Below are 20468 nucleotides of genomic sequence, written 5' to 3'. Positions count from 1 at the left end.
GTGACCCGGCCGCGGCGAGTGGGAGCGGTTACTTCCAGTTCGGCAGGTTCACGACCTGAGCGGCGTAGGACAGGCCCGCGCCGAACGCGATGAGCAGCGCCGTGTCGCCCGGCTTCGACTCACCCTTGCGCAACAACGCCTCCATGGCCAGCGGGATCGAGGCGGCCGAGGTGTTGCCCGCCTCCTCGATGTCGTTGGCGAGCGCGCAGTGCTCGGGCAGCTTCAGCACCCTGGCCATGATCTCGATGATCCGGCCGTTGGCCTGGTGCGGGATCATCGCGTCCAGGTCCTCGGGAGACAGGCCCGCGCGGTCGATGGCGTCGCGGCACACCTTCTCCAGCGAGTGCGCGGCCCACCGGAACACCGCGGTGCCCTCCATGGCCAGATAGGGCCGCACCGCGTCCAGGCCCTTCTCGTCGATCTCGTGGAAGAACTCCATCCAGTCCTTGTCCTGCCGGATGGCGTGGTGCTGGGTGCCGTCCGAGCCCCATACGGTGGGGCCGATGCCCGGCTCGTCGGAGGGGCCGACGATCACCGCGCCCGCGCCGTCGGCGAAGAGGAAGGCGGTGGAACGGTCCTTCGGGTTGACCGTGTTCGTCAGCTTCTCCACGCCGATCACGAGGACGTGCGAAGCGGTGCCCGCCCGGACCAGATCCGACGCCAGCGCGATCGAGTGGCAAAAGCCCGCGCACCCGGCCGAGACGTCGAAGGCGGCGGAGCCGTTCATGCCGAGTTCGGTGGCGATGCGCGGGGCGGCGGCCGGCGTCAGCAACAGGTGGGTGGATGTAGCAACGATCACGCAATCGACTTGGTCGACCGCGATACCGGAGGATTCCAGCGCGCCGCGCGCGGCCGCGACGCTCATGCTCTGGATCGTCTCCGACTCGTCGGCGAACCGGCGGGTTCTGATTCCCGACCTGGTCCTGATCCACTCGTCGCTGGAGTTGATCGGGCCGGCCACCTCGTCGTTGGTGACCACTCGAGCAGGGCGGTAAACGCCGAGCCCGAGGATCGCCGTGTGCTCAGCGCCGGTGGTCTGGGCGATTCGAGCAGCCATCTGCGTCTCCTATGTACCTGCGGCGACGCCGCCGGGGGTGCCCCGAAGCATCGAAATCGGTCCCTCATCAGCCACTGTCCATTGGCGAACAGACATGAGGCTTCCTCATATTAGCTTGAAAGTCGCTCATCTGCCGCGCGTATTCCGACAATCGGTGGGTATCACGTCGAAGCACGCCACTGCTGCACGAGGCGTGGCCCAACTGAATGCGAGGACACCATGCTCGGTCTCGGGATTATCGGATGGATCATCATCGGCGGTCTTGCCGGATGGATCGCGAGCAAGTTCATGAAGACGGACGCCCAACAGGGCATCTTGCTCAATATTGTCGTCGGGGTGGTCGGCGGTCTGCTCGGTGGGTTCCTGCTGAAGCTGCTCGGAGTCGACGTCGAGGGTGGCGGCCTTTGGTTCAGCTTCTTCACCTGTCTGGGCGGTGCCGTCATCCTGTTGTTCCTGGTTCGACTGGTCACCGGCGCCCGAGTCAGGTCCTGACCCCGCGTGCCACAGGCTCCTTTCCCGTAAGGTGTGAACGCTTGCGCCGGTCCTATCGTCGATACGGCGCAAACCGTCTGCATCGAGCACGAAAGAGGAGCCTGTGGCCCGCCGTCCCACCCCGCCCGGCACGCCTGAACGCACCGGAGTCGGCCACGTCGTCGATCTGGTCCGCAACGCGATCCCTCCGTTGCATCCCGCCGGGCTTCCGTTCGTCGCCGCACCCTTGGCGGTCGCCGTGGTCGGCGGCAAGCGCAAATGGGTGCGGCGCACCGGATTCTTCGCCGCCGCGGCCTGTGCGACCTTCTTCCGTCACCCGCGTCGCGTGCCGCCGAACCGGCCGGGCGTCGTGGTCGCCCCGGCGGATGGCGAGATCGCCTTGGTCGACACGGCCGCTCCCCCCGCCGAGCTGGGTCTCGGCGACGCGCCGCTGCCGCGCGTGAGCATCTTCCTGTCCGTGCTGGACGTCCACGTGCAGCGCACACCGGTCTCCGGCGTCGTGCGCACCGTGCTGCATCAGCCCGGCCAATTCCGCTCCGCCGACCTGCCCGAGGCGAGCTCGGTGAACGAGCGCAACAGCATGGTGCTCCAGACGCCGGAGGGCGACCAGGTCGTCGTGGTGCAGATCGCCGGGCTGCTCGCGCGCCGGATCGTCTGCGACGCCCAGGTCGGCGACGTGCTGACCATCGCCGACACCTACGGCCTGATCCGCTTCGGCTCGCGGGTCGACACCTACTTCCCGGCGGGCACCGAACTGCTCGTGCAGCCCGGCCAGCGCACCATCGGCGGCGAGACAGTGCTCGCCGTGCTCGGCACATCCGCTGACGCGTGATGGAAGCGGCGGTATCCACCCAGCGGCGCAGGCGGCGGTCCGTCCGCCTGCTGCCGAGCATCGTCACCATCCTGGCGCTGTGCGCCGGTCTGTCGGCGGTGAAGTTCGGCCTGGACGGCAAACTCGGTATCGCGCTGGCCATGATCGGCGCGGCGGCCGTGCTGGACACCCTCGACGGCAGGCTGGCCAGAATGCTCGACGCAACCACGAAGATGGGCGCCGAGCTGGACTCGTTGTCGGATGCCATCTCCTTCGGCGTCGCCCCCGCGTTGGTGCTGTACGTGACTCTGCTCAGCAGCAACAGCGTCGGCTGGATCGTCGCGCTGCTGTTCGCCGTCAGCATCGTGCTGCGCCTGGCCCGGTTCAACACCCTGATGGACGACGACACCCGGCCGGATTGGTCGCGGGAGTACTTCGTCGGTGTGCCCGCTCCGGCGGGCGCGCTCATCGCGATGGTGCCGGTGGCCCTGTTCGTGCAGTTCGGCGACGGCTGGTGGGTCGGCTTCTACGAGGTCGCGGCGTGGACGGTGTTCTCGGCCGCGCTGTGCGTCAGCACCATCCCGACGCTGGCCATGAAATCGGTGTCGGTGGCTCCGCAGGCCGCGGCCGGGCTGCTGGTGCTGGTCGCGCTCGCCGCCGCGGCGCTGGTCACGTATCCGATCGTGCTGCTGCTGGTGCTGGTCGCGTTGTATCTGGGCCACATCCCGTTCGCCTGGCATTCCCAGCGCTGGGTGGCCGCGCGTCCGGAGACCTGGACGCACAAACCCGCCGAGCGGCGTGCGCAACGACGGGCGGACCGGCGGCTGCCCGCCATCCGTCGTCCGGCGATTCCGCGTCCGACCATCCCGCGTCCGGCGATCCGCGGCTCGGCCCGGCTGCGGCTGCGCCGGCCTGGGGCGAAGCAACGCCAGAACGGTGATGGGCCGCCGCGCGCGGGTCTCTCGTAGCTCTTTCGGGCGACAACTGGTTTCGTGAGTACATGGGTAACTCGTCGGGCACGCCCAAACCAGCAGCGGCACTGAACGCAAGACCTGAACGCAAATCTCGCGTCACCCAGCCTGTACGGCCTGAAGACCCGGAGAGGCGGGAATGCGTGCGGGAATTCGAGGGGCATCGACCGCGCTTGTTCGCGCTCGCTTATCGGATGCTCGGCTCGGCGAGTGAGGCCGAGGACGCGGTGCAGGAGACCTATCTGCGCTGGGACGGCGCCGACCGCGGCGGTATCCGCTCCGCCGAGGCCTGGCTGACCACCGCGCTGGTGAATCTGTGCCGCACCTGGCTCGTTTCGGCGCGGGCCCGGCGGGAGAGCTACGTCGGGCCGTGGCTGCCCGAACCGGTGCCGACCGCGCGTGGCGAGCTCGGACCGCTGGAGACCGTCGAGGAGCGCGAACAGGTCTCGCTCGCGCTGCTGACCGCGCTGGAGCGGCTGACCCCGATCGAACGCGCGGTCTTCGTGCTGCGCGAGGCGTTCGGATACGCGCACCGCGAGATCGCCGACATGCTCGATATCACCGAGACGAACTCGCAGCAGATCTTCCGCAGGGCGGCCCTGCGCGTACGAGAGGGCCGCCCCCGCTTCGGTATCACGCCCGACCATGCCCGCGAGTTGATCGAGCGGTTCCTGAAGGCGGCGCGCGACGGCGACGTCGCGTCGCTGGAGCGGATGCTCGCCGCCGACGTGAGCGCGACGGCCGACGGCGGCGGCAAGGTGAACGCGGCGCGCCGTCCCGTGCGAGGTGCGGCGCAGGTGGCGCGGTACCTCGTCGGGCTCATGCGCTGGGAGGTGCCCGGCATGCGGCTGGTCGTGGAGGAGGTCAACGGCGCGCCCGCCGCGGTCGCACGGGTGAACGGTGCGCCGCTGCTCGTGGTCGCGGTGGACGTCGCCGACGGCGCGGTCACCGCGCTGCGGTTGATCGTGAATCCGGACAAGCTCGCCTATTTCGCCGGGGCGAGCGGGTCGGCGGGCGCGGTGGGCACAATGCCGGACCGGCTTCGCCGTCCGCTGTGACGCGCTTCACGGCACCGGTCTGTCAGGGATCGGGGCCCTGTCCGGTCTGAGTGTTGATGGCCGATCGAAAGGAGCCTCAGCAATGACCGGACAGCATCGGATCGTCGTTCTCGGCGCGGGGTACGCGGGACTGGCGGCGGCCCGCAGGCTCGCTCGCACGGCGCGGGACGCTCGGATCACCGTGGTGGACGCGCACGCGTCCTTCGTCGAGCGGGTACGGCTGCATCAGCAGGCGGCCGGGCAGCGGATCGCGGCATGGGATCTGCGGGAATCGCTGGAAAGCAAGGGCATCGGCTTCGTGCAGGCCCTGGCGACGGAGATCGATACGGTCGCGCGTCGGGTGGTGCTCGACACTGCGCCCGCACTCGATTACGACACTTTGATCTACGCCCTCGGTAGCGTCGCCGATCTCGCGAGCGTCCCCGGCGTCGCCGAACACGCCTTTTCGGTCGCCACGCAGGAAGACGTGCGCGGTCTGGCCGTGGCGGGCGGACCGGTGGCGATCGTCGGCGCCGGAGCCACCGGCATCGAGCTGGCGGCGGAACTGGCCGAATCGCATCCGGAGTCCCGGGTGGTGCTGCTCGGGTCGGAGGAGCCGGGCGCCTGGCTGTCGGCGCGGGCGCAGGCGCACATCACGCGGACGCTCGAGCGACTCGGAGTCGAGATCCGGTCCGGCGCCAAGGTGATCGAGGTGACAGCCGAGGGGCCGCGCTTGGCCGACGGCTCACTGGTTGCGGCCGCCGCGACGGTGTGGACCACCGGTTTCCGGGTGCCCGACCTCGCCGCCCGCTCCGGTCTGGCGGTGGATCCCGACGGTCGCGTGCTCACCGACGCGACCTTGCGTTCGGTGTCGCACCCGGACGTTTTCGCCGCAGGTGACGCCGCCGTGGTCGCGGGGCCGGGCGGACGCGAACTGCGCATGGCGTGTGCCACGGCGCTGCCGACCGGCAAGCACGCGGCGGACTCCGCCGTCGCCCTGATGCGCGGTCGTGAGCCGAAGGGGCTGCGGTTCCGCTATGTGCTCCAGTGCCTCAGCCTGGGTCGCGGAGACGGGGTCGTCCAAGCGGTGCGCGCCGACGACGCACCGGCCAGGACGGTGCTGACCGGGCGCACGGCCGCGTGGGTGAAGGAACGCATCGTGCGCGGCGCGGCCTGGTCTGCGCGTCCGTGAGTCGCATCGTCAACTAACGGTTGACGGTAGGTCATCGTCAACTTATGGTTGACGCATGACCGAACAATTCCGCCTCGACGACCTGATCGACGGCATCAAGAAAGCCCGTCCCGACAATGTGCTCGAACAACTGTCCGACGCCGTCGTCGTGGCGAATCACCTGGGTGAAGTGGCCGACCACCTGATCGGCCACTTCGTGGACCAAGCCCGGCGCTCCGGCGCCTCGTGGACCGATATCGGCGCCAGCATGGGCGTCACCAAGCAGGCCGCGCAGAAGCGGTTCGTGCCCAAGGTGCCCGATCCGGCCGCCGCGGCGGCCATGGACCCGAACGCGGGCTTCGCCCGTTTCACCCCGCGAGCGCGGGCGGTCGTGATGGCGGCGCAGGAGGCCGCGCGTACCGCGGGCAATCGGGAGATCTCCCTCGGGCACATGGTGCTGGGGTTGCTCACCGAACCCCAAGGTCTCGCGGTGCACGAACTCGTCAACCAGGGCGTGTCCGTCGACGTGATCTCCGCCGCCGCTTCCGCGTCGTTGCCGCAGGCCGAGGGGGACGTCCCCGCGTTGATCCCGTTCGGCGCTGAGGCCAAGAAGGTCCTGGAACTCACCTTCCGTGAGGCGCTTCGGCTGGGGCACAACTACATCGGCACCGAGCACATGCTGCTGGCGCTGCTGGAACAGGAGAACGGCGCCGGTCTGCTCAGTGATCTCGGCGTCGACAAGGCGAGCGCCGAAGCCCATCTGGGCGAGCTGCTCGCGGTTATCAAGACCGAGAAGTCCTGATTCCGATGGGCGACGGGAAGTTCCGTGCGCGGACCGCGCTCGCCCTCGCGGTGCTCTTGCTGGTGATCGGCGTGGCCCGGCGATCGGTTGCCGCGCACGAGATTCGCAACGTCGTCAACGGATTGCGGTGCGCGCACGCCGCGCGGGCGCGCCATCGCAGGGCGCTGCGCACGCGGGGAGCCGGTATCCGCGGACCACGCCCGGCCGTTCCGATCGCACACCGCGCGACGCGGGCGGCGTGATCACCCTCGTCCGGCCAGGCCGCCGCCCCATCGGGGCCAGAGGGCTTGCGGTTTCGGCTCGGGAACCAACGGTTCGCGATGGATGTCGGTGACGAACAGGGGTAGTCGCGGTTCCAGCTCGGCGAGCAGTGCGAGGGCGCGCCCGCCTTGCGCCGCGCGGTATTCCCGCATGGTCAACCCGACGATCTGCAGGAACAACACGCGGCCGTGCGGGCTGTCGATGGCGCCCAGTTCCGGGTCCGTCGTGAAGCAGACCGCGTGATTGGTGCAGTCCGCGTGGCCGGCCGCGATCGGCCCGTTCGTCTTGATGGTGTGCCCCGGTTCGAACCACTTGCCGGACTGGAAGACGTAGTGGGCGAGGTTCTGCATGAAGTTCGTCGGCCACACGGGCGGTTCGGTGTCCTCGGGCCCGCGCGCCAAGCGGAAGGTGAACTCGAAGCCCCAGCCGGACTCCGCCGGGTTGTCCCACTCCTTCTCGTACAGCTCGGTCATCCCATAACTGACGTAGTGCCAGTGCGGCACCGGATCGGTGCGTGAGTAGGCGCTGATCCCGTCGAGAGGGTCGGACCCGCCCAGCGACCACGGGTGGTCGGAGGCCCAATGGAAGGGTTCGATGTCGCCGTACAGCGGCCGCAACGCACCGTCGATGGCATCCCAGCCGGATCTCTCACTCACGCAGCCACCATAGGCAGGGGTGCGTCGGGCCCTATCCGGGGCGTCGGACACCGCGCCGGTCAGGCATCCGGCACGTTGCGGGCGAGCTCGTCCAGCCAGGCGGCCGCGGACGCGTCGCTCGGCGCGCGCCAGTCGCCGCGCGGCGAGAGCGAGCCGCCGGAGCCGACCTTCGGCGCGTTCGGCAGCGTCGAGCGCTTGAACTGGCTGGTCTGCACGAAGCGGCGCAGGAACTCGCCCAGCCAGTGCTTGACGGTGGCGAGGTCGTAGGCGTTGCGCTGGTCGGCGGGGACCAGATCGGGCCAGCGGCCGGTCGCCGGATCGGACCAGGCGTGCCAGGCCAGGTAGGCGATACGGCTGGGCAGGTAGCCGAAGCGCAACAGGTAATAGAGGTGGAAGTCCTGCAATTCGTACGGGCCGACGGTCGCCTCGGAACTCTGGGCCGGCGCGGAGGAGTCCTCGTGCGGAATCAGCTCCGGCGAGATCTCGGTGCGCAGGATCGACGAGAGCACCTCGTTCGCTTCGGCGCCGAACTGCTCGGTGTCCACCGCCCAGGCGATCAGGTACTTGATCAGCGTCTTGGGCACCGACGCGTTCACGCTGTAGTGCGCCATGTGGTCGCCGACGCCGAACGTGCACCAGCCCAGCGCGAGTTCGCTGAGGTCGCCGGTGCCGACCACCAGCGCGCCGTGCATATTGGCCAGCCGGAACAGGTGCGAGGTCCGCTCGCCCGCCTGCACGTTCTCGTAGGTGATGTCGTACACCGGCGCGCCGTCGGCGGCCGGATGGCCGAGGTCGCGCAGCATCTGCGTCGCCGATGGAGTGATGTCGATCTCGCGCGCCGTGACGCCGAGGGCGGCCATCAGGCGGTGCGCGTCGGTCCTGGTCCTGGTGCTGGTCGCGAAGCCGGGCATGGTGTAGGCGAGCACGTTCTCCCGGGGCAGGCCGAGCCGGTCCATTGTCTTGGCCGCCACGATCAGCGCCTGCGTGGAGTCCAAGCCGCCGGAGACCCCGATCACCACGCGCTGCGTGCCGGTGGCGCGCAATCGCGTGCTCAAGCCCTCCACCTGGATGTGGTGCACCTCGGCGCAGCGCTCGTTGCGCAAGGCGGGGTCGGCGGGGACGTAGGGGAAGCGCGCGAGCTCGCGCTCCAGCGCGACCGGGGCCTCGGGGACGGGCAGCCGCACGTCGATGTGCCGCAGCGAGGTCAGCCGGTCGCGGTGGTCGTGCACGTTGTCGGCGAAGCTGGTGGTGCGCAGCCGGTCCGCGGCGAGGCGGCGCAGGTCCAGGTCGGCGGTGACCAGCTGGGGATGATCGGAGAACCGCTCGCCCTCCGCGAGCAGGTCGCCGTTCTCGCAGATCAACGCCTGGCCGTCCCAGGCGAGGTCGGTGGTCGACTCGCCGGTCCCCGCGGCGGAGTACAGGTATGCCGCGAGATAGCGCGCCGAATGCGAGGTGCACAGCGACCGCCGGTAGTCCGCCTTGCCGATCACGATGTTGCTCGCGGACAGGTTGATCAGCACGGTCGCCCCGGCCAGCGCGGCGAAGCCGCTGGGCGGCAACGGAACCCAGCCGTCCTCACAGATCTCCAGGTGGAAGACGAAGTCGTCCAGATTGCTCGCGCGGAACAACAGGTCGGATCCGAACGGCGCCCGGTGCCCGGCGACGGTGACGTGATCCTCCAGCGCCTCCCGCGCCGCCGCGAACTGACGCTTCTCGTAGAACTCCCGATAGTTCGGCAAGTAGCTCTTCGGCGCCACGCCGAGCACGATGCCCCGGCAGATCACGATCGCGCAGTTGAACAACCGGTGGTGCACCCGCAGCGGCGCGCCCACCACGAGCACCGTGTCGATGTCCGTACTCGCCGCGACCACCCTGGCGAGCGCCGCCTCCACCGCCGCGTCCAGCGCGTCCTGGTGGAACAGGTCGTCGGCGGTGTAGGAGGAGAGGCCCAGCTCGGGGAACACCGTGAGCACCGCCCCGGCCGCCGCGGCTTGCGTGGCCAGCTCGACGGTCTGTTCCACGTTGTAGGCGGGGTCGGCCACCCGGATCCGGGGCACCGCGACCGCCACCCGGGCGAAGCCGTGCCGGTAGAGCGAATCGAACGGCAGGTCGTCCACCCGCGTCCCCTTCCGGGCTGAGGTTGATCATGGTCCACCCGGAATCTACGCCGCCCCGGCCGCCTCGGCGCGGTGCCTAGTTCACCCTGTCCCCAGGAGGGGTGCTGTGACCTGCGCTTTCATCGTCGGCGCCGGGCGGCGCGAATCGTCCGGCCGAAGATGTGAACCACTGGCGGCTAAGCTATAGCAATGGCGGATGAAACGGATTCCGACCTAATAGCGGGGGAACGGCGCGCAGATCTGCTGCGCGCGCTTTCGTATGTGTCCACCGAGTCCCAACCGGACGGCAGCTACGTGGTGAACGGCGACCTGCCGCCCGACGTCGCCCCGCCGTTCATTCGCGCGATCATGCGGGTGGAGGCGGAGTTGCTGCTGCACGACGCCGAGCTCGTCACCGTCGAGGACGGCGAGCCCCGCACGCCGGAGGAACGCCGTACCGACGCGTTCGTCGCGCTGGTGCTCCGTGTCGACGACCGCCCCTAGCCCGCGCGGACCTTGCACTCGGCACCCCTGAGTGCTAAAAATGCTTTTGGCACTCTCGACCTGTGAGTGCCAGGTCGGGACGGTGAGACCGGGTTCCCTAGACACCCTCGGTCGTCCGTCGCGGGCACCGAACCTGGCCAGCGTAACTGGGGCGACCCAACCGGCGGTCGTCCTGTGTGTCAGCCATACACATGGAGGATCTCAACAACGCCATGGCCAAGACAATTGCGTATGACGAAGAGGCCCGCCGCGGCCTCGAGCGGGGTCTGAACAGCCTCGCCGACGCGGTCAAGGTGACGCTGGGCCCCAAGGGTCGCAACGTTGTCCTGGAGAAGAAGTGGGGCGCCCCCACGATCACCAACGATGGTGTGTCCATCGCCAAGGAGATCGAGCTGGAGGACCCGTACGAGAAGATCGGCGCCGAGCTGGTCAAGGAAGTCGCCAAGAAGACCGACGACGTCGCGGGCGACGGCACCACCACCGCGACCGTGCTCGCCCAGGCGCTGGTGCGCGAGGGCCTGCGCAACGTCGCGGCCGGCGCGAACCCGCTGGGCCTGAAGCGCGGCATCGAGAAGGCCGTCGAGGCCGTCACCGCCAAGCTGCTCGACACCGCCAAGGAGGTCGAGACCAAGGAGCAGATCGCCGCCACCGCCGGTATCTCGGCAGGCGACGCGTCCATCGGTGAGCTGATCGCCGAGGCCATGGACAAGGTCGGCAAGGAAGGCGTCATCACCGTCGAGGAGAGCAACACCTTCGGTCTCCAGCTGGAGCTCACCGAGGGCATGCGCTTCGACAAGGGCTACATCTCCGGCTACTTCGTCACCGACCCGGAGCGTCAGGAAGCGGTCCTCGAGGATCCGTACATCCTGCTGGTCGGCTCGAAGGTCTCCACCGTCAAGGACCTGCTGCCGCTGCTGGAGAAGGTCATCCAGGCGGGCAAGCCGCTGCTGATCATCGCCGAGGACGTCGAGGGCGAGGCCCTGTCCACCCTGGTGGTCAACAAGATCCGCGGCACCTTCAAGTCGGTCGCCGTGAAGGCTCCCGGCTTCGGTGACCGCCGCAAGGCTCAGCTGGCCGACATCGCCATCCTGACCGGTGGCGAGGTCATCAGCGAAGAGGTCGGCCTGTCGCTGGAGAACGCCGGCGTCGAGCTGCTCGGCCAGGCGCGCAAGGTCGTCGTCACCAAGGACGAGACCACCATCGTCGAGGGCGCGGGCGACGCGGAGGCGATCAAGGGCCGGGTCGCGCAGATCCGTACCGAGATCGAGAACTCCGACTCGGACTACGACCGGGAGAAGCTGCAGGAGCGTCTGGCCAAGCTGGCCGGCGGTGTCGCGGTGATCAAGGCGGGCGCGGCCACCGAGGTGGAGCTCAAGGAGCGCAAGCACCGCATCGAGGACGCCGTCCGCAACGCGAAGGCTGCCGTGGAGGAGGGCATCGTCGCCGGTGGTGGCGTGGCCCTGCTGCAGTCGGCTCCGGCGCTGGAGGAGCTGAAGCTCACCGGTGACGAGGCCACCGGCGCGAACATCGTGAAGGTCGCGCTGTCGGCTCCGCTGAAGCAGATCGCGTTCAACGCGGGCCTCGAGCCCGGCGTGGTCGCCGAGAAGGTCGCCAACCTGCCCGCGGGTCACGGCCTGAACGCCGACTCGGGCGAGTACGAGGACCTGCTGGCCGCCGGTGTCGCCGACCCGGTCAAGGTCACCCGTTCGGCGCTGCAGAACGCGGCCTCGATCGCGGCTCTGTTCCTGACCACGGAGGCCGTTGTCGCCGACAAGCCGGAGAAGGCCGCCGCTCCCGCCGGCGACCCGACCGGTGGCATGGGCGGCATGGACTTCTGAGTCCGGCCACCCGGCAACACATTTCGAACCGGAAGCCGGTCCACCGCGAGGTGGGCCGGCTTCCGGCGTTCCGGGTCAGATTCCGTCGAGAGTGACGACGGTGAAAGGCGTCTTCGGGGTGCCGGGGCCCATCGGGCCGCCCTTGTCGAATTGGGAGGAGACGATCAGGATCCGGTCACCGGCACGGGCCAGGGTGGTGGGGATGGACAGGGCTTCGTTGGTGCGTTGCTGCGCGAGCGTGGCCGTGGCGCCGTCGTCGGAGAGGGTCCAGCGGCTGATGGTGTTTGTCGTGTTGTGCGCGGCCCACAGGGTGTCGTCGCGCAGTTCCAGTCCGTCGCCCTGACGCAGATCGCCACCGCGCAAGGCCACCTTGCGGATCGGATTCGGGTCCGGAGTCAACGCGATGCGGTACAAGTCGCCGCGCGGCATGTCGACCGTGAGCAGATAGCGGCCTGCCGGATCGGCGACGATGCCGTTGAGGCTGAAGCCGCCCGGCTCGATCGGCGGCAGCGCGGAGTGCAGGTCGAACCGCGGGGTCAGCTCGGCTCGCCCACCCTGCGCTCTGGCGGCGGCCAGTTGATCAGGTGTCACGCGATAGACGAGCGCACGTGTGCTGTCGGTCAGATACGCCGTGCCGTCCGGGGTGATGGCGAGATCGTTTACGAAGCGGGGCTCGCTTCCGGGCACGGTGAAGTCGGCGAGCAGCGCGCGGGTCGCGATGTCGTACACCGCGACGCCGGTTGTCGAGTCGATCACCCACAGCCGTCCGGCCGCGTCGACTTTCAAGCCGTTGGCGGTCTTGTGGCTGTTCGCGCCTTCGGGCAGGAAAACCTCGGCTCGGTGCGCGTTTTGCGTCGCGCGATAGACGGCGCCGGTGGTGTAGGAGCCGACGTAGCTGTCTCCGGTCCGCGCGTCCACCGCGATGCCCTCGGGGTAGGCCCGGTCGCCCGGCAGCTCGTAGGCGGTGTGGACGGCAGTGTTCGGTTCGTCGCTGGTGCCGCAGGCGACGAGCGGGAGGCAGGCGCTGGCTGCGGCCAGGCTCGACAGCAGGCGGAGGGGTAGTGCGTGGGGCATCGATTACCTCTTAGAGATCATGCATTCAAAAGTGCTCACATCAAGAATCCGGCTCGAATTTAAGTTAGAACTCTAATATCAGTCAAGACTGAAACAAGAAGACGTGCGGATACCATGCGCTTATGACGTCGATGCCCGCCGCCGAACGGATCGGCTCGTACCTCAAACGGGCCGAGCAGTCCCTCAATACGGCCAAGAACGCCGCGTTGAAACCGGCGGGCGTCACCGTGCCCCAATACGCCGCACTGCTGTTCCTCGCCGAGAATCCCGGTATCTCCGCCGCCGCCCTGGCCCGGCTCTGCGGCGTCACCCCGCCCTCGATGAACACCGTGCTCGGCAATCTGCAGGACCGCGGGCTCATCGAGCGCACCCCGCACCCGTGGCACAAGAACGTCCTGGAGACCACGTTGACCGAGAAGGGCGCGGCCGTCATGCGCGACGCGGACGCCCGCGCCGTCCGAGTCGAACGCGCCTTGGCCGAAGAATTCACCGACGCCGAGCGAGCCTCCTTGCAGGACTTGCTGACTCGCTGTGCCGACCGATTGGACTCGATCCGCCCCGGCCCTGCCGCTTAGTCGCCGGTAGCGGGGCACGCGGTATGGCGAGTGCCCCGCCCGATCCCTGCGACGGGTAGCTCATGCCGGAACTGGAGCCCTGGTGGGGGATTGGGTCTTCTGGAGGGCGAGGGCGAGGGCGAGGCATGCGATGAGCGTGGAGGTCCACGGAAGCCACTGGCTGCCGGAGGAATCCAGCACGGTCGCACCGATGATCGATCCGATGCCCGCGCCGAGATAGATGGCCGATCCGTTCAGGCCGAGGGCGACGGTGGGCGCGTCATGGGCGATGCCGAACAGCCGATGCTGTTGCGGAACCAGGATCGCCGAACCGAACAGCCCGGTGATGGCGAGCACCACGAACACCGCCCACGCGACATGGACGGCCACGCCGAGCAGCGCGAGGCCGATCAGTGCGCCCGCGAGTCCCACCGTCAGCGTGCGCTGCGGGCCGTAGCGGTCGACCGCCCGCCCGGCCTGCGCGTTGCCGATCACCTGGCCGATGCCCATGGCCAGCAACAGCCAGGCGAGCATGCTCTGCGGCACCGATGCCGCGACCACCACGGGCAGGTAGACGATGGTGGTGTAGACGGCGGTGATCTGCGTTGTCGTCACGATCAGCACCCGCAGCACCGGCGGACGGGTCAGCACGCCGATCCGGGCGCGCAGTCCCGTGCTCGGCAGGGTCACCCGTGGCAGTAGCAATACCAGCAGCGCGGCGATGGCTCCGCCGAGCGCGATGCCCCACAGCACGCCGCGCCAGCCGATCCAGCGCTCGGCGAAGATGCCGATCGGCACGCCCGCGACGCTGGACAGCGTGATGCCCGCCGTCACGATCGCCAGTGCCCGCCCCCGATGGGCTTCATCGGCGACGACGCCGGCGACGGCGTACGCGTTGGCCTGGAAGGCCGCCGCCCCGATGGCCGCGACGACGCGCGCCGCGGCCATGACGCCGAAGCTCTCCCCGGCGGCCTGCCCGATCATGCCGACCACGAAGAGCGCGGCGCCGCCACCGAGCAGCACGCGGCGATCCCAGGACCCGGTCGCCGCCGCGATCAGCGGTGCGGCGATGGCGTAGGTCCAGGCGAAGATCGTGGTCAGCTGCCCGGCGGTGGACACGGAGACGTGCAGATCGGCGGCGATCAGCGGAAGCAGGCCGCTGAGTACGAAGCCGTCGGTGCCGAGCACGAAAGTGCCCACGGCGAGCGGGAGGAGCGACCGGTAAAGATTATTTGATGGTTGTCGAAACATCATAGGATGAGCGTGAGATACAATTCGATCGTTGTCAAATGATCGGGGAATGGAGATGCGTACGCTGCCGCAGCCGAGTACCGCCGACATCGATCTGGTCCGCGTGCTGAGCGCGCTCGCCGACCCGGTGCGCCTGGAACTGGTGCGCGCGCTCGCCGGGGAACGGGAACCGTTGAGCTGCAATGTCCGAGAGTTCGACGTGGAGATCACGGCGGCCACCGCCTCGCACCACTGGAAGGTGCTGCGGGACGCGGGCGTCACGATGACGTTCGTCTCCGGCCGCAATCGGCTGGTCGCGCTACGGCGCGAAGATCTGAATCAGCGCTTCCCCGGCCTGCTGGACGCGGTCATCAGCGGCGCGCGGCGCTGACGACCGCCGCCGGTCAGCGCAAGATGAAAGCCACGAGAAACCCCGCCGCCGTGGCCATTCCGACCCACCAGCCGCCTTCTCGGTAGGCCTCCGGCATCAGTGAGTCGGCCAGCACCGCGATCGTGGCACCGCCGGCGAACGCTTGCACCGCGCCGATGTGGGTCTCGGACAAGTTGTCCGACAACGCGTTTCCGAGCATCGTGACCAGTACGAGCACCGCGCCGGTCGCCGTCCACAGCCAGAGGGCGCGGTGCCGCGCCACGCCGTGCTGGTCGCGCATCAGCGCGGCTCCGCTGATCGCCTCGGGCACGTTGCCCACGGCCACTGCCACCAGCAGCACCAGTCCGCCGCCACCGGTCAGTGTGACGCCGAGCGCCGTGTTCTCCGGGACGCCGTCCAGCACCGCGCCCAGCATCAGCGCCCAGCCGAGCGCGCGGGGACCGAGCTTGTTCTCGATGAGGTGATCGGCCACCACGTAGACCCCCGCGCCCGCGAGCAGCGCGATCGCGGCGATCGTCGCGTTCTGGCGAAAGGCGGGCTCGAACAGCTCGGTGGACACCGCCGCGATCATCGTGCCCGCGCCGAAGGCCATCAGGGAGGCGAGCACCGCCTTGGGCAGTTGCCACCGCGACCCGATGGCAGCGCCCAAGACCAGCGGTACGGCCGTGCCGAGTCCGTAGAGCAGCGCCTTCATCATGGGAACACCCTAAGTCGGCATGCCGGGCCATCGGGTCGGTCGTACGCTGAAGCCATGCCTGACCGCGTCCGGATCCGAGGCGTGCTCTACGACATCGACGGCGTCCTGGTGACCTCCTGGCGGGAGATCGCGGGCGCCGCCGCAGCGGTGCGCCGGATCCGGGAGAGCGGACTGCGCCGGGCGTTTCTGACCAACACCACTTCGCGTACCTGTGCCGAGATCGCGGAACGCCTGTGCGGCACGGGTATCGAGGTCGAACCCGCCGAGATCGTCACCGCCGCAAGACTCACCGCCGAGTTCGTGCGCGGGCGCTACCCCGGCGCCGCCGTCTGGGTGCTCAACCACGGCGACATCGATGCCGACCTCGCCGGTCTCCGGCTCGACGAGGAACGTCCGGACGTGGTCGTGATCGGCGGCGCGGGAGCGGAATTCACCCATGCCGCACTGAGTCGAGTGGCGGAACTGATGCTGGACGGCGTGCCCGTAGTCGCCATGCACAGCGGACTGACCTGGGCGACCGCGGACGGATTGCGTATCGACGCGGGGGCGTATCTGCCCGGCTTGGAGGCGGCGGGCAATGCCCGCATCGAGGTGGTGGGCAAGCCCGCGGCCCCCGGTTTCCGGACCGCCGCGGGGCTGATGCGCCTCGAGCCGGCGGAGGTAGTGATGATCGGTGACGATCTGTACTCGGATGTGCTTGCGGCGCAGGACGTCGGGTTGACCGGCGTGCTGGTGCGCACCGGCAAATTCCGGCCGGGCGTGCTGGCGTCGGCCGACCGCGCGCCGGATCACGTCATCGATTCCGTGGTCGATCTGCCGGAATTGCTGGGCGGTTCGGTGGGAGCCGGCGAACTCGCCGTAACCGACGAATCGGAATGAAACAAAAAATTCTACAGTTTCCCTCTAAAATTGCCCGCAAGCGCGACGCTGCTAGGTATCGTCTGTTCCGGCAAATAGCCAGTGACAAGAAATCTCCTACGGCCCAGATCGGAGTTGCCGAATGCTCGATCCGTGGAAAAGAGTGCTTGTGCGCAAGCTACTATGGTCGCCGGGCTTCTGTCCGGCGACCATTTGATGAGGTAGCAACTGCTCAGCCAACTTTCGGCTAACCATAGATTGGTCGAGGGTTGTAACGAAGGGCCCGATCCGTGACGATGAGTTCGGGCCCTTCTGTATTGTCTGCCCCAATGTCACAGGATGCGAATACGGGTCGAATGTATGCCGGGCAACCCGTGGAGGACCGGCAACGTCAGCGGCGTGCGCGTTTTCTGGAGTCAGGCCTGACGGTCTTCGCGCGGGACGGCTACGCCAACAGTTCGGTCGGCGCCATATGCAAGGACGCCGGACTCTCCTCGCGACAGTTCTACGAGGAGTTCACCGGTCGCGAGTCCCTGCTCCTAGAGCTGTACGAGCAGATCGACCGGGAGTCGCGGGACGCCGTGAAGAAGGCGTTGGACGCGAAGTCCGGCGCGAAGGCCCTGGACGTCATCGACGCCGCGGTTCGCGCCTACGTCGAATCCATCGGTTCCGATCCGCGCAAGGCGCGCGTCGCCCTGGTGGAAGTGGTCGGCGCGGGCCCGAAGGTGGAAAAGTTCCGTCTCGCGGTGCGCCGGGAGTGGGGTTCGCTGCTGGCCGGCGCCGCCGAAGACGCCGCCCTGCACGGTGAGATACCCGCGGGCGACTACGAAATGCGGATGCTCGCCATCATCGGCGGTGTCAACTATGTGGTCGACTCGTGGAGCGGCGCGGAGCCGCGCCCGCCGCTCGACGACGTGATCCGGGTGCTCAGCAGGGTGATCATCGGCGCGGTCCGCGCATAGCGTCCCGGCCTGCGGGATCGGGCGCGATGAGCACGGTAACGTGCGGGGATGCAAACAGTTCCGATCCAGATGCCGGACGGCACAACGGTCCCGGTGCGGTTGATCCCCGCCGGGGGCCCGCACCGGCACGCGGTGGGTCCGGACACGCCGCGACCGGTGCTGGTGATCGTGCCCGGGCTCGGCGTTCCGGGGGGCTACTACGAACTGTTCGCCTCGGGACTGGCCGCGCGCGGGTTCGACGTGGCCATCGGCGAGCTGCGCGGCAACGGCGACAGCAGGCCGAAGCCGAGCTCCGCCAGCACCTTCGGCTACCACGAACTGGTCTCGGTGGACTTCCCGGCGATCTTCGAGGTGGTCCGCGAGCAGTTCCCGGACTGCACGCCGTACCTGCTCGGTCACAGCATGGGCGGCCAGCTCGGCGTCATGTACGCCGCGCGCGTCCGTGGCAGGCTCGGCGGGCTGATCCTGGTCGCCTCCGGCACCCCCTATTACCGTGGCTATCGGGGACTTTCGGGGCCGGGCATGCTGGTCGGCACCGCGGCGATCTCGCTGACGGCCAACCTGGCCGGCTTCTGGCCCGGTGACCGTGTCTCGATGGGTTTCGGCCGCCAGTCCAAAGTGCTGATCTCCGACTGGGCCCGGCTGGCGCGCACCGGCAGGTTCGTTCCGGTCGGCGCGGACATCGACTACGAGGAGCGCATCGCGCGGCTGAAACTCCCGGTGCTGTCCATCACGATCACCGGCGACGACCTCACCCCGCCCAGCTCCGCCGAGCACCTGCTGGAGAAACTGCCCAACGCGGAGGTGACGCGCTGGCGCCAGCCGGAACCGTTAGGTCACAACGGTTGGATCCGGCAGTACACCAGCACCGTCGACCAGATCGAGAAGTGGTTGCGCGACCGCTGAGCGTTGCTCCGCGTCGATCCGTCAGCCGCGTCGTTCGATCAGCATCTGGGTGAAGAACTCGTAGATCAGCGCCGCCTGGAAGGCCGACTGCTTGTTGTCGGCCGCGCCGCCGTGGCCGCCTTCGATGTTCTCGTGGTACCAGAACTCGTGGCCCTGCTCCTCGAGCAGGGCGGCCATCTTGCGGGCATGGCCGGGGTGCACCCGGTCGTCCCTGGTCGAGGTAGTGAGCAGGATCGGCGGGTAGGCGCGGTCGGCGCGCGCGTTCTGGTAGGGCGAGTACTTGCCGATGTACTCCCATTCCTCCGGCTTGTCCGGGTCGCCGTACTCGGCCATCCACGAAGCGCCCGCGAGCAGCAGGTGGTAGCGCTTCATGTCCAGCAGCGGCACCTGGCAGACGATGGCGCCGAACAATTCGGGGTAGCGGGTCAGCATCACACCCATGAGCAGTCCGCCGTTGCTGCCGCCCACCGCGCCGAGCTGGTCCGCGGTGGTGATACCGCGCGCGACGAGGTCTTTCGCGATCGAGGAGAAGTCCTCGTAAACCTTGTGCCGGTTCGCTTTCTGCACCGAGGTGTGCCACTGCGGTCCGTACTCGCCGCCGCCACGGATGTTCGTCATCACCCACGTCCCGCCGCGCTCCAACCAGCCCATGCCGGACGCGCCGCTGTATGCGGGGGTTCGGGACACTTCGAAACCGCCGTAGCCGGACATCACCGTCGGCCCCGGCGCGTCCTTCCGGTCGCGATGGCGGATCACGAAGTACGGCACCGGCGTGCCGTCGTCGGATGTGGCGAAGAACTGCTCGGTCTCCACCCCGTCGGCGTCGAAGAATCCGGGTTCCTGTTTGAGCCGCTCGGTGCGCCCACCGACGGCACTGGCCAGCAGCGTCGCCGGGGTGGTGAAGCCGCTGGTGTTGAGCATGAACTCGTCGCCGCTCTCCAGCGGGTCGAGATTGAGGACGCTGGTGGTGGCCATCGGCGGGGTATCGGCAAGCGGCTCGCGGCGCCAGCCGTCGGATCCCGGCGTCAGCACGTAGAGCTTGGTCTGCACGTCCTCGAGCGTGACCAGCAGCAGGTGGTTCTCGGTCCAGCCGTAGCCGTGCAGCGAGGTGTGCGCGTCCGGGGTGAAGATCACCTCGAATTCCCGTGCGCCGGAGAGGAACTTCTCGAAGTCGATGGCCAGCAGCGCGCCCGCGGGATAACTCCTGCCGCCGACCTCCCACGGCGACTTCAGCCGCACCAGCAGCCAGTCCTTGTACCAGGACTCACTGGCGTCGGTGGGGATGTCGAGGTGCCGCAGGGCGCCGTCGTCCTCCAACAGGTAGACCTCTTCGTTGAAGAAGTCGGTGGCGCGGCCGACGTAGTGCCGTTCGTAACCCGGCGTGCGGTCGTAACCCGCCGAGACGGCGACATCGCCGCTCTCGCCCTCGAAAACGGTGGTCGCCTCCTCCAGCGCGGTACCGCGCCGCCAGCGTTTCGCGATGCGCGGATATCCCGAATCGGTCAGTGTGCCGGGGCCGAAGTCGGTGCCCACGTACACCGAGTCGATGTCGATCCAGCGGATCTCCGACTTGGCCTCGGGCAGGAAGAACCCGCCATCGGCCGGATCGAGGAACACCCTGCGCTCCATGTCGAACTCGCGGACCACCTTCGCGTCCGCGCCGCCGCGCGACAGGCTGATCAGCGCGCGGGACTGTTCCGGGCGCAGCACCGCCGCGCCGCCCCACACCCAGTTCTCGTCCTCGTCGGCGGCCACCGCGTCCAGGTCGATCAGCACGTCCCAGTCCGGCGCGTCCTCGGCGTACTCGGCGAACGTGGTGCGCCGCCAAAGGCCGCGCGGGTGCTGGGCGTCCCGCCAGAAGTTGTAGAGCCAGGGGCCGCGGCGGGACGGGTAGGCGATCTTGGTGTCGGTGTCGAGCATGTCGAGGATGCGCCGCTCCAGGTCGCGGAAGCGATCGGAGTCGGCGAACCGGGCGTGCACGACCGTGTTGTGCGCGCGAGCCCAGTCCAGAGCGCGCTCGCCGGTCACTTCTTCCAGCCAGAGGTAGGGATCGGTCACATTCCGCTCAACGCCGCTCATCCCCACATTGTTGCCGAGCCG

21 protein-coding genes are annotated in these 20468 nt (G+C 68.7%); 14 read left to right on the top strand and 7 right to left on the bottom strand.

Annotated features, from left to right (window positions below; translation table 11 throughout):
* Positions 1-28: 28 nt before the first annotated feature.
* Positions 29-1057 carry a beta-ketoacyl-ACP synthase III gene (locus ACFV2O_RS00185; RefSeq protein ID WP_355071688.1) on the bottom strand — a complete coding sequence of 343 codons (1029 nt, stop codon included), beginning with the start codon at positions 1055-1057 and terminating at the stop codon, positions 29-31.
* A gap of 219 nt (positions 1058-1276) precedes the next feature.
* Between ACFV2O_RS00185 and ACFV2O_RS00180 the strand changes: the two genes are divergently transcribed.
* The 7 genes from ACFV2O_RS00180 (at position 1277) to ACFV2O_RS00150 (ending at position 6583) form a co-directional block, all read left to right on the top strand.
* Entirely contained in the window at positions 1277-1549 is a 273-nt protein-coding gene (locus tag ACFV2O_RS00180; RefSeq protein WP_356962735.1) for a GlsB/YeaQ/YmgE family stress response membrane protein, read from the top strand.
* A gap of 103 nt (positions 1550-1652) precedes the next feature.
* Positions 1653-2381, top strand: a complete 729-nt coding sequence (locus ACFV2O_RS00175) for a phosphatidylserine decarboxylase (protein ID WP_379249022.1) — start codon at positions 1653-1655, stop codon at positions 2379-2381.
* On the top strand, positions 2381-3328 hold the full coding sequence (locus ACFV2O_RS00170) for a CDP-alcohol phosphatidyltransferase family protein (protein ID WP_379249020.1): 948 nt from the start codon (positions 2381-2383) through the stop codon (positions 3326-3328). The genes ACFV2O_RS00175 and ACFV2O_RS00170 overlap by 1 nt, the downstream gene beginning before the upstream one ends.
* A gap of 146 nt (positions 3329-3474) precedes the next feature.
* Positions 3475-4389: an RNA polymerase sigma-70 factor gene (locus tag ACFV2O_RS00165; protein WP_379249018.1), complete on the top strand. Its 915-nt coding sequence runs from the start codon at positions 3475-3477 to the stop codon at positions 4387-4389.
* A gap of 82 nt (positions 4390-4471) precedes the next feature.
* Positions 4472-5560: an NAD(P)/FAD-dependent oxidoreductase gene (locus ACFV2O_RS00160; protein ID WP_379249016.1), complete on the top strand. Its 1089-nt coding sequence runs from the start codon at positions 4472-4474 to the stop codon at positions 5558-5560.
* Between the two features lie 55 nt (positions 5561-5615).
* A complete protein-coding gene (locus tag ACFV2O_RS00155; protein WP_379249014.1) occupies positions 5616-6341 on the top strand; it encodes a Clp protease N-terminal domain-containing protein in 726 nt (241 codons plus the stop codon).
* 5 nt (positions 6342-6346) lie between these two features.
* A complete protein-coding gene (locus ACFV2O_RS00150; protein ID WP_379249012.1) occupies positions 6347-6583 on the top strand; it encodes a hypothetical protein in 237 nt (78 codons plus the stop codon).
* Here ACFV2O_RS00150 and ACFV2O_RS00145 read toward each other — a convergent pair whose 3' ends face one another.
* A complete protein-coding gene (locus tag ACFV2O_RS00145) occupies positions 6584-7258 on the bottom strand; it encodes a suppressor of fused domain protein (protein WP_379249010.1) in 675 nt (224 codons plus the stop codon).
* Positions 7259-7317: 59 nt separating this feature from the next.
* A complete protein-coding gene (locus ACFV2O_RS00140; RefSeq protein ID WP_364424508.1) occupies positions 7318-9375 on the bottom strand; it encodes an NAD(+) synthase in 2058 nt (685 codons plus the stop codon).
* A gap of 189 nt (positions 9376-9564) precedes the next feature.
* Between ACFV2O_RS00140 and ACFV2O_RS00135 the strand changes: the two genes are divergently transcribed.
* Both ACFV2O_RS00135 and groL read left to right on the top strand, forming a co-directional pair.
* The gene (locus tag ACFV2O_RS00135; protein ID WP_355071706.1) at positions 9565-9858 is read left to right on the top strand and encodes a hypothetical protein; all 294 of its coding nucleotides are present in this window, start codon (positions 9565-9567) and stop codon (positions 9856-9858) included.
* Between the two features lie 212 nt (positions 9859-10070).
* On the top strand, positions 10071-11696 hold the full coding sequence (groL, locus tag ACFV2O_RS00130) for a chaperonin GroEL (RefSeq protein WP_355071708.1): 1626 nt from the start codon (positions 10071-10073) through the stop codon (positions 11694-11696).
* A 75-nt stretch (positions 11697-11771) separates the two neighbouring features.
* Here groL and ACFV2O_RS00125 read toward each other — a convergent pair whose 3' ends face one another.
* Positions 11772-12770 carry an SMP-30/gluconolactonase/LRE family protein gene (locus ACFV2O_RS00125; protein WP_379249007.1) on the bottom strand — a complete coding sequence of 333 codons (999 nt, stop codon included), beginning with the start codon at positions 12768-12770 and terminating at the stop codon, positions 11772-11774.
* Positions 12771-12892: 122 nt separating this feature from the next.
* On the opposite strand from ACFV2O_RS00125, the gene ACFV2O_RS00120 reads away from it, so the two are divergent.
* On the top strand, positions 12893-13345 hold the full coding sequence (locus tag ACFV2O_RS00120; protein WP_355071711.1) for a MarR family transcriptional regulator: 453 nt from the start codon (positions 12893-12895) through the stop codon (positions 13343-13345).
* Positions 13346-13405: 60 nt separating this feature from the next.
* Here the strand turns inward: ACFV2O_RS00120 and ACFV2O_RS00115 are convergent, their stop codons facing one another.
* A complete protein-coding gene (locus tag ACFV2O_RS00115; protein ID WP_379249005.1) occupies positions 13406-14524 on the bottom strand; it encodes an MFS transporter in 1119 nt (372 codons plus the stop codon).
* A 100-nt stretch (positions 14525-14624) separates the two neighbouring features.
* Between ACFV2O_RS00115 and ACFV2O_RS00110 the strand changes: the two genes are divergently transcribed.
* Complete coding sequence (locus tag ACFV2O_RS00110; protein ID WP_355071715.1) at positions 14625-14945, top strand: helix-turn-helix transcriptional regulator; 321 nt, start codon at positions 14625-14627, stop codon at positions 14943-14945.
* 13 nt (positions 14946-14958) lie between these two features.
* Here ACFV2O_RS00110 and ACFV2O_RS00105 read toward each other — a convergent pair whose 3' ends face one another.
* Positions 14959-15642 carry a ZIP family metal transporter gene (locus ACFV2O_RS00105; protein ID WP_355071716.1) on the bottom strand — a complete coding sequence of 228 codons (684 nt, stop codon included), beginning with the start codon at positions 15640-15642 and terminating at the stop codon, positions 14959-14961.
* Between the two features lie 54 nt (positions 15643-15696).
* Here ACFV2O_RS00105 and ACFV2O_RS00100 point away from each other — a divergent pair, with 54 nt between their 5' ends.
* The 3 genes from ACFV2O_RS00100 (at position 15697) to ACFV2O_RS00090 (ending at position 18368) form a co-directional block, all read left to right on the top strand.
* Positions 15697-16521: an HAD-IIA family hydrolase gene (locus ACFV2O_RS00100; RefSeq protein WP_379249002.1), complete on the top strand. Its 825-nt coding sequence runs from the start codon at positions 15697-15699 to the stop codon at positions 16519-16521.
* Between the two features lie 308 nt (positions 16522-16829).
* Complete coding sequence (locus tag ACFV2O_RS00095) at positions 16830-17462, top strand: TetR/AcrR family transcriptional regulator (RefSeq protein ID WP_355071720.1); 633 nt, start codon at positions 16830-16832, stop codon at positions 17460-17462.
* A gap of 48 nt (positions 17463-17510) precedes the next feature.
* On the top strand, positions 17511-18368 hold the full coding sequence (locus ACFV2O_RS00090) for an alpha/beta fold hydrolase (RefSeq protein WP_379249000.1): 858 nt from the start codon (positions 17511-17513) through the stop codon (positions 18366-18368).
* A gap of 21 nt (positions 18369-18389) precedes the next feature.
* On the opposite strand, the gene ACFV2O_RS00085 is transcribed toward ACFV2O_RS00090, so the two are convergent.
* Positions 18390-20447 carry a prolyl oligopeptidase family protein gene (locus tag ACFV2O_RS00085; protein WP_379248998.1) on the bottom strand — a complete coding sequence of 686 codons (2058 nt, stop codon included), beginning with the start codon at positions 20445-20447 and terminating at the stop codon, positions 18390-18392.
* Positions 20448-20468: the final 21 nt, after the last annotated feature.

It is taken from the genome of Nocardia sp. NPDC059691 (assembly GCF_042733915.1).
Classification (GTDB): Bacteria; Actinomycetota; Actinomycetes; order Mycobacteriales; family Mycobacteriaceae; genus Nocardia; species Nocardia sichangensis.
This window is presented reverse-complemented; position numbering and strand designations above follow the sequence as displayed.

Coding starts and splice junctions, on each gene's coding strand:
- ACFV2O_RS00185 (WP_355071688.1), bottom strand. CDS start 1,057: ATGGCTGCTCGAATCGCCCAGACCACCGGCGCTGAGCACACGGCGATC.
- ACFV2O_RS00180 (WP_356962735.1), top strand. CDS start 1,277: ATGCTCGGTCTCGGGATTATCGGATGGATCATCATCGGCGGTCTTGCC.
- ACFV2O_RS00170 (WP_379249020.1), top strand. CDS start 2,381: ATGGAAGCGGCGGTATCCACCCAGCGGCGCAGGCGGCGGTCCGTCCGC.
- ACFV2O_RS00160 (WP_379249016.1), top strand. CDS start 4,472: ATGACCGGACAGCATCGGATCGTCGTTCTCGGCGCGGGGTACGCGGGA.
- ACFV2O_RS00155 (WP_379249014.1), top strand. CDS start 5,616: ATGACCGAACAATTCCGCCTCGACGACCTGATCGACGGCATCAAGAAA.
- ACFV2O_RS00150 (WP_379249012.1), top strand. CDS start 6,347: ATGGGCGACGGGAAGTTCCGTGCGCGGACCGCGCTCGCCCTCGCGGTG.
- ACFV2O_RS00135 (WP_355071706.1), top strand. CDS start 9,565: ATGGCGGATGAAACGGATTCCGACCTAATAGCGGGGGAACGGCGCGCA.
- groL (WP_355071708.1), top strand. CDS start 10,071: ATGGCCAAGACAATTGCGTATGACGAAGAGGCCCGCCGCGGCCTCGAG.
- ACFV2O_RS00125 (WP_379249007.1), bottom strand. CDS start 12,770: ATGCCCCACGCACTACCCCTCCGCCTGCTGTCGAGCCTGGCCGCAGCC.
- ACFV2O_RS00120 (WP_355071711.1), top strand. CDS start 12,893: ATGACGTCGATGCCCGCCGCCGAACGGATCGGCTCGTACCTCAAACGG.
- ACFV2O_RS00110 (WP_355071715.1), top strand. CDS start 14,625: ATGGAGATGCGTACGCTGCCGCAGCCGAGTACCGCCGACATCGATCTG.
- ACFV2O_RS00105 (WP_355071716.1), bottom strand. CDS start 15,642: ATGATGAAGGCGCTGCTCTACGGACTCGGCACGGCCGTACCGCTGGTC.
- ACFV2O_RS00100 (WP_379249002.1), top strand. CDS start 15,697: ATGCCTGACCGCGTCCGGATCCGAGGCGTGCTCTACGACATCGACGGC.
- ACFV2O_RS00095 (WP_355071720.1), top strand. CDS start 16,830: ATGTCACAGGATGCGAATACGGGTCGAATGTATGCCGGGCAACCCGTG.
- ACFV2O_RS00090 (WP_379249000.1), top strand. CDS start 17,511: ATGCAAACAGTTCCGATCCAGATGCCGGACGGCACAACGGTCCCGGTG.
- ACFV2O_RS00085 (WP_379248998.1), bottom strand. CDS start 20,447: ATGAGCGGCGTTGAGCGGAATGTGACCGATCCCTACCTCTGGCTGGAA.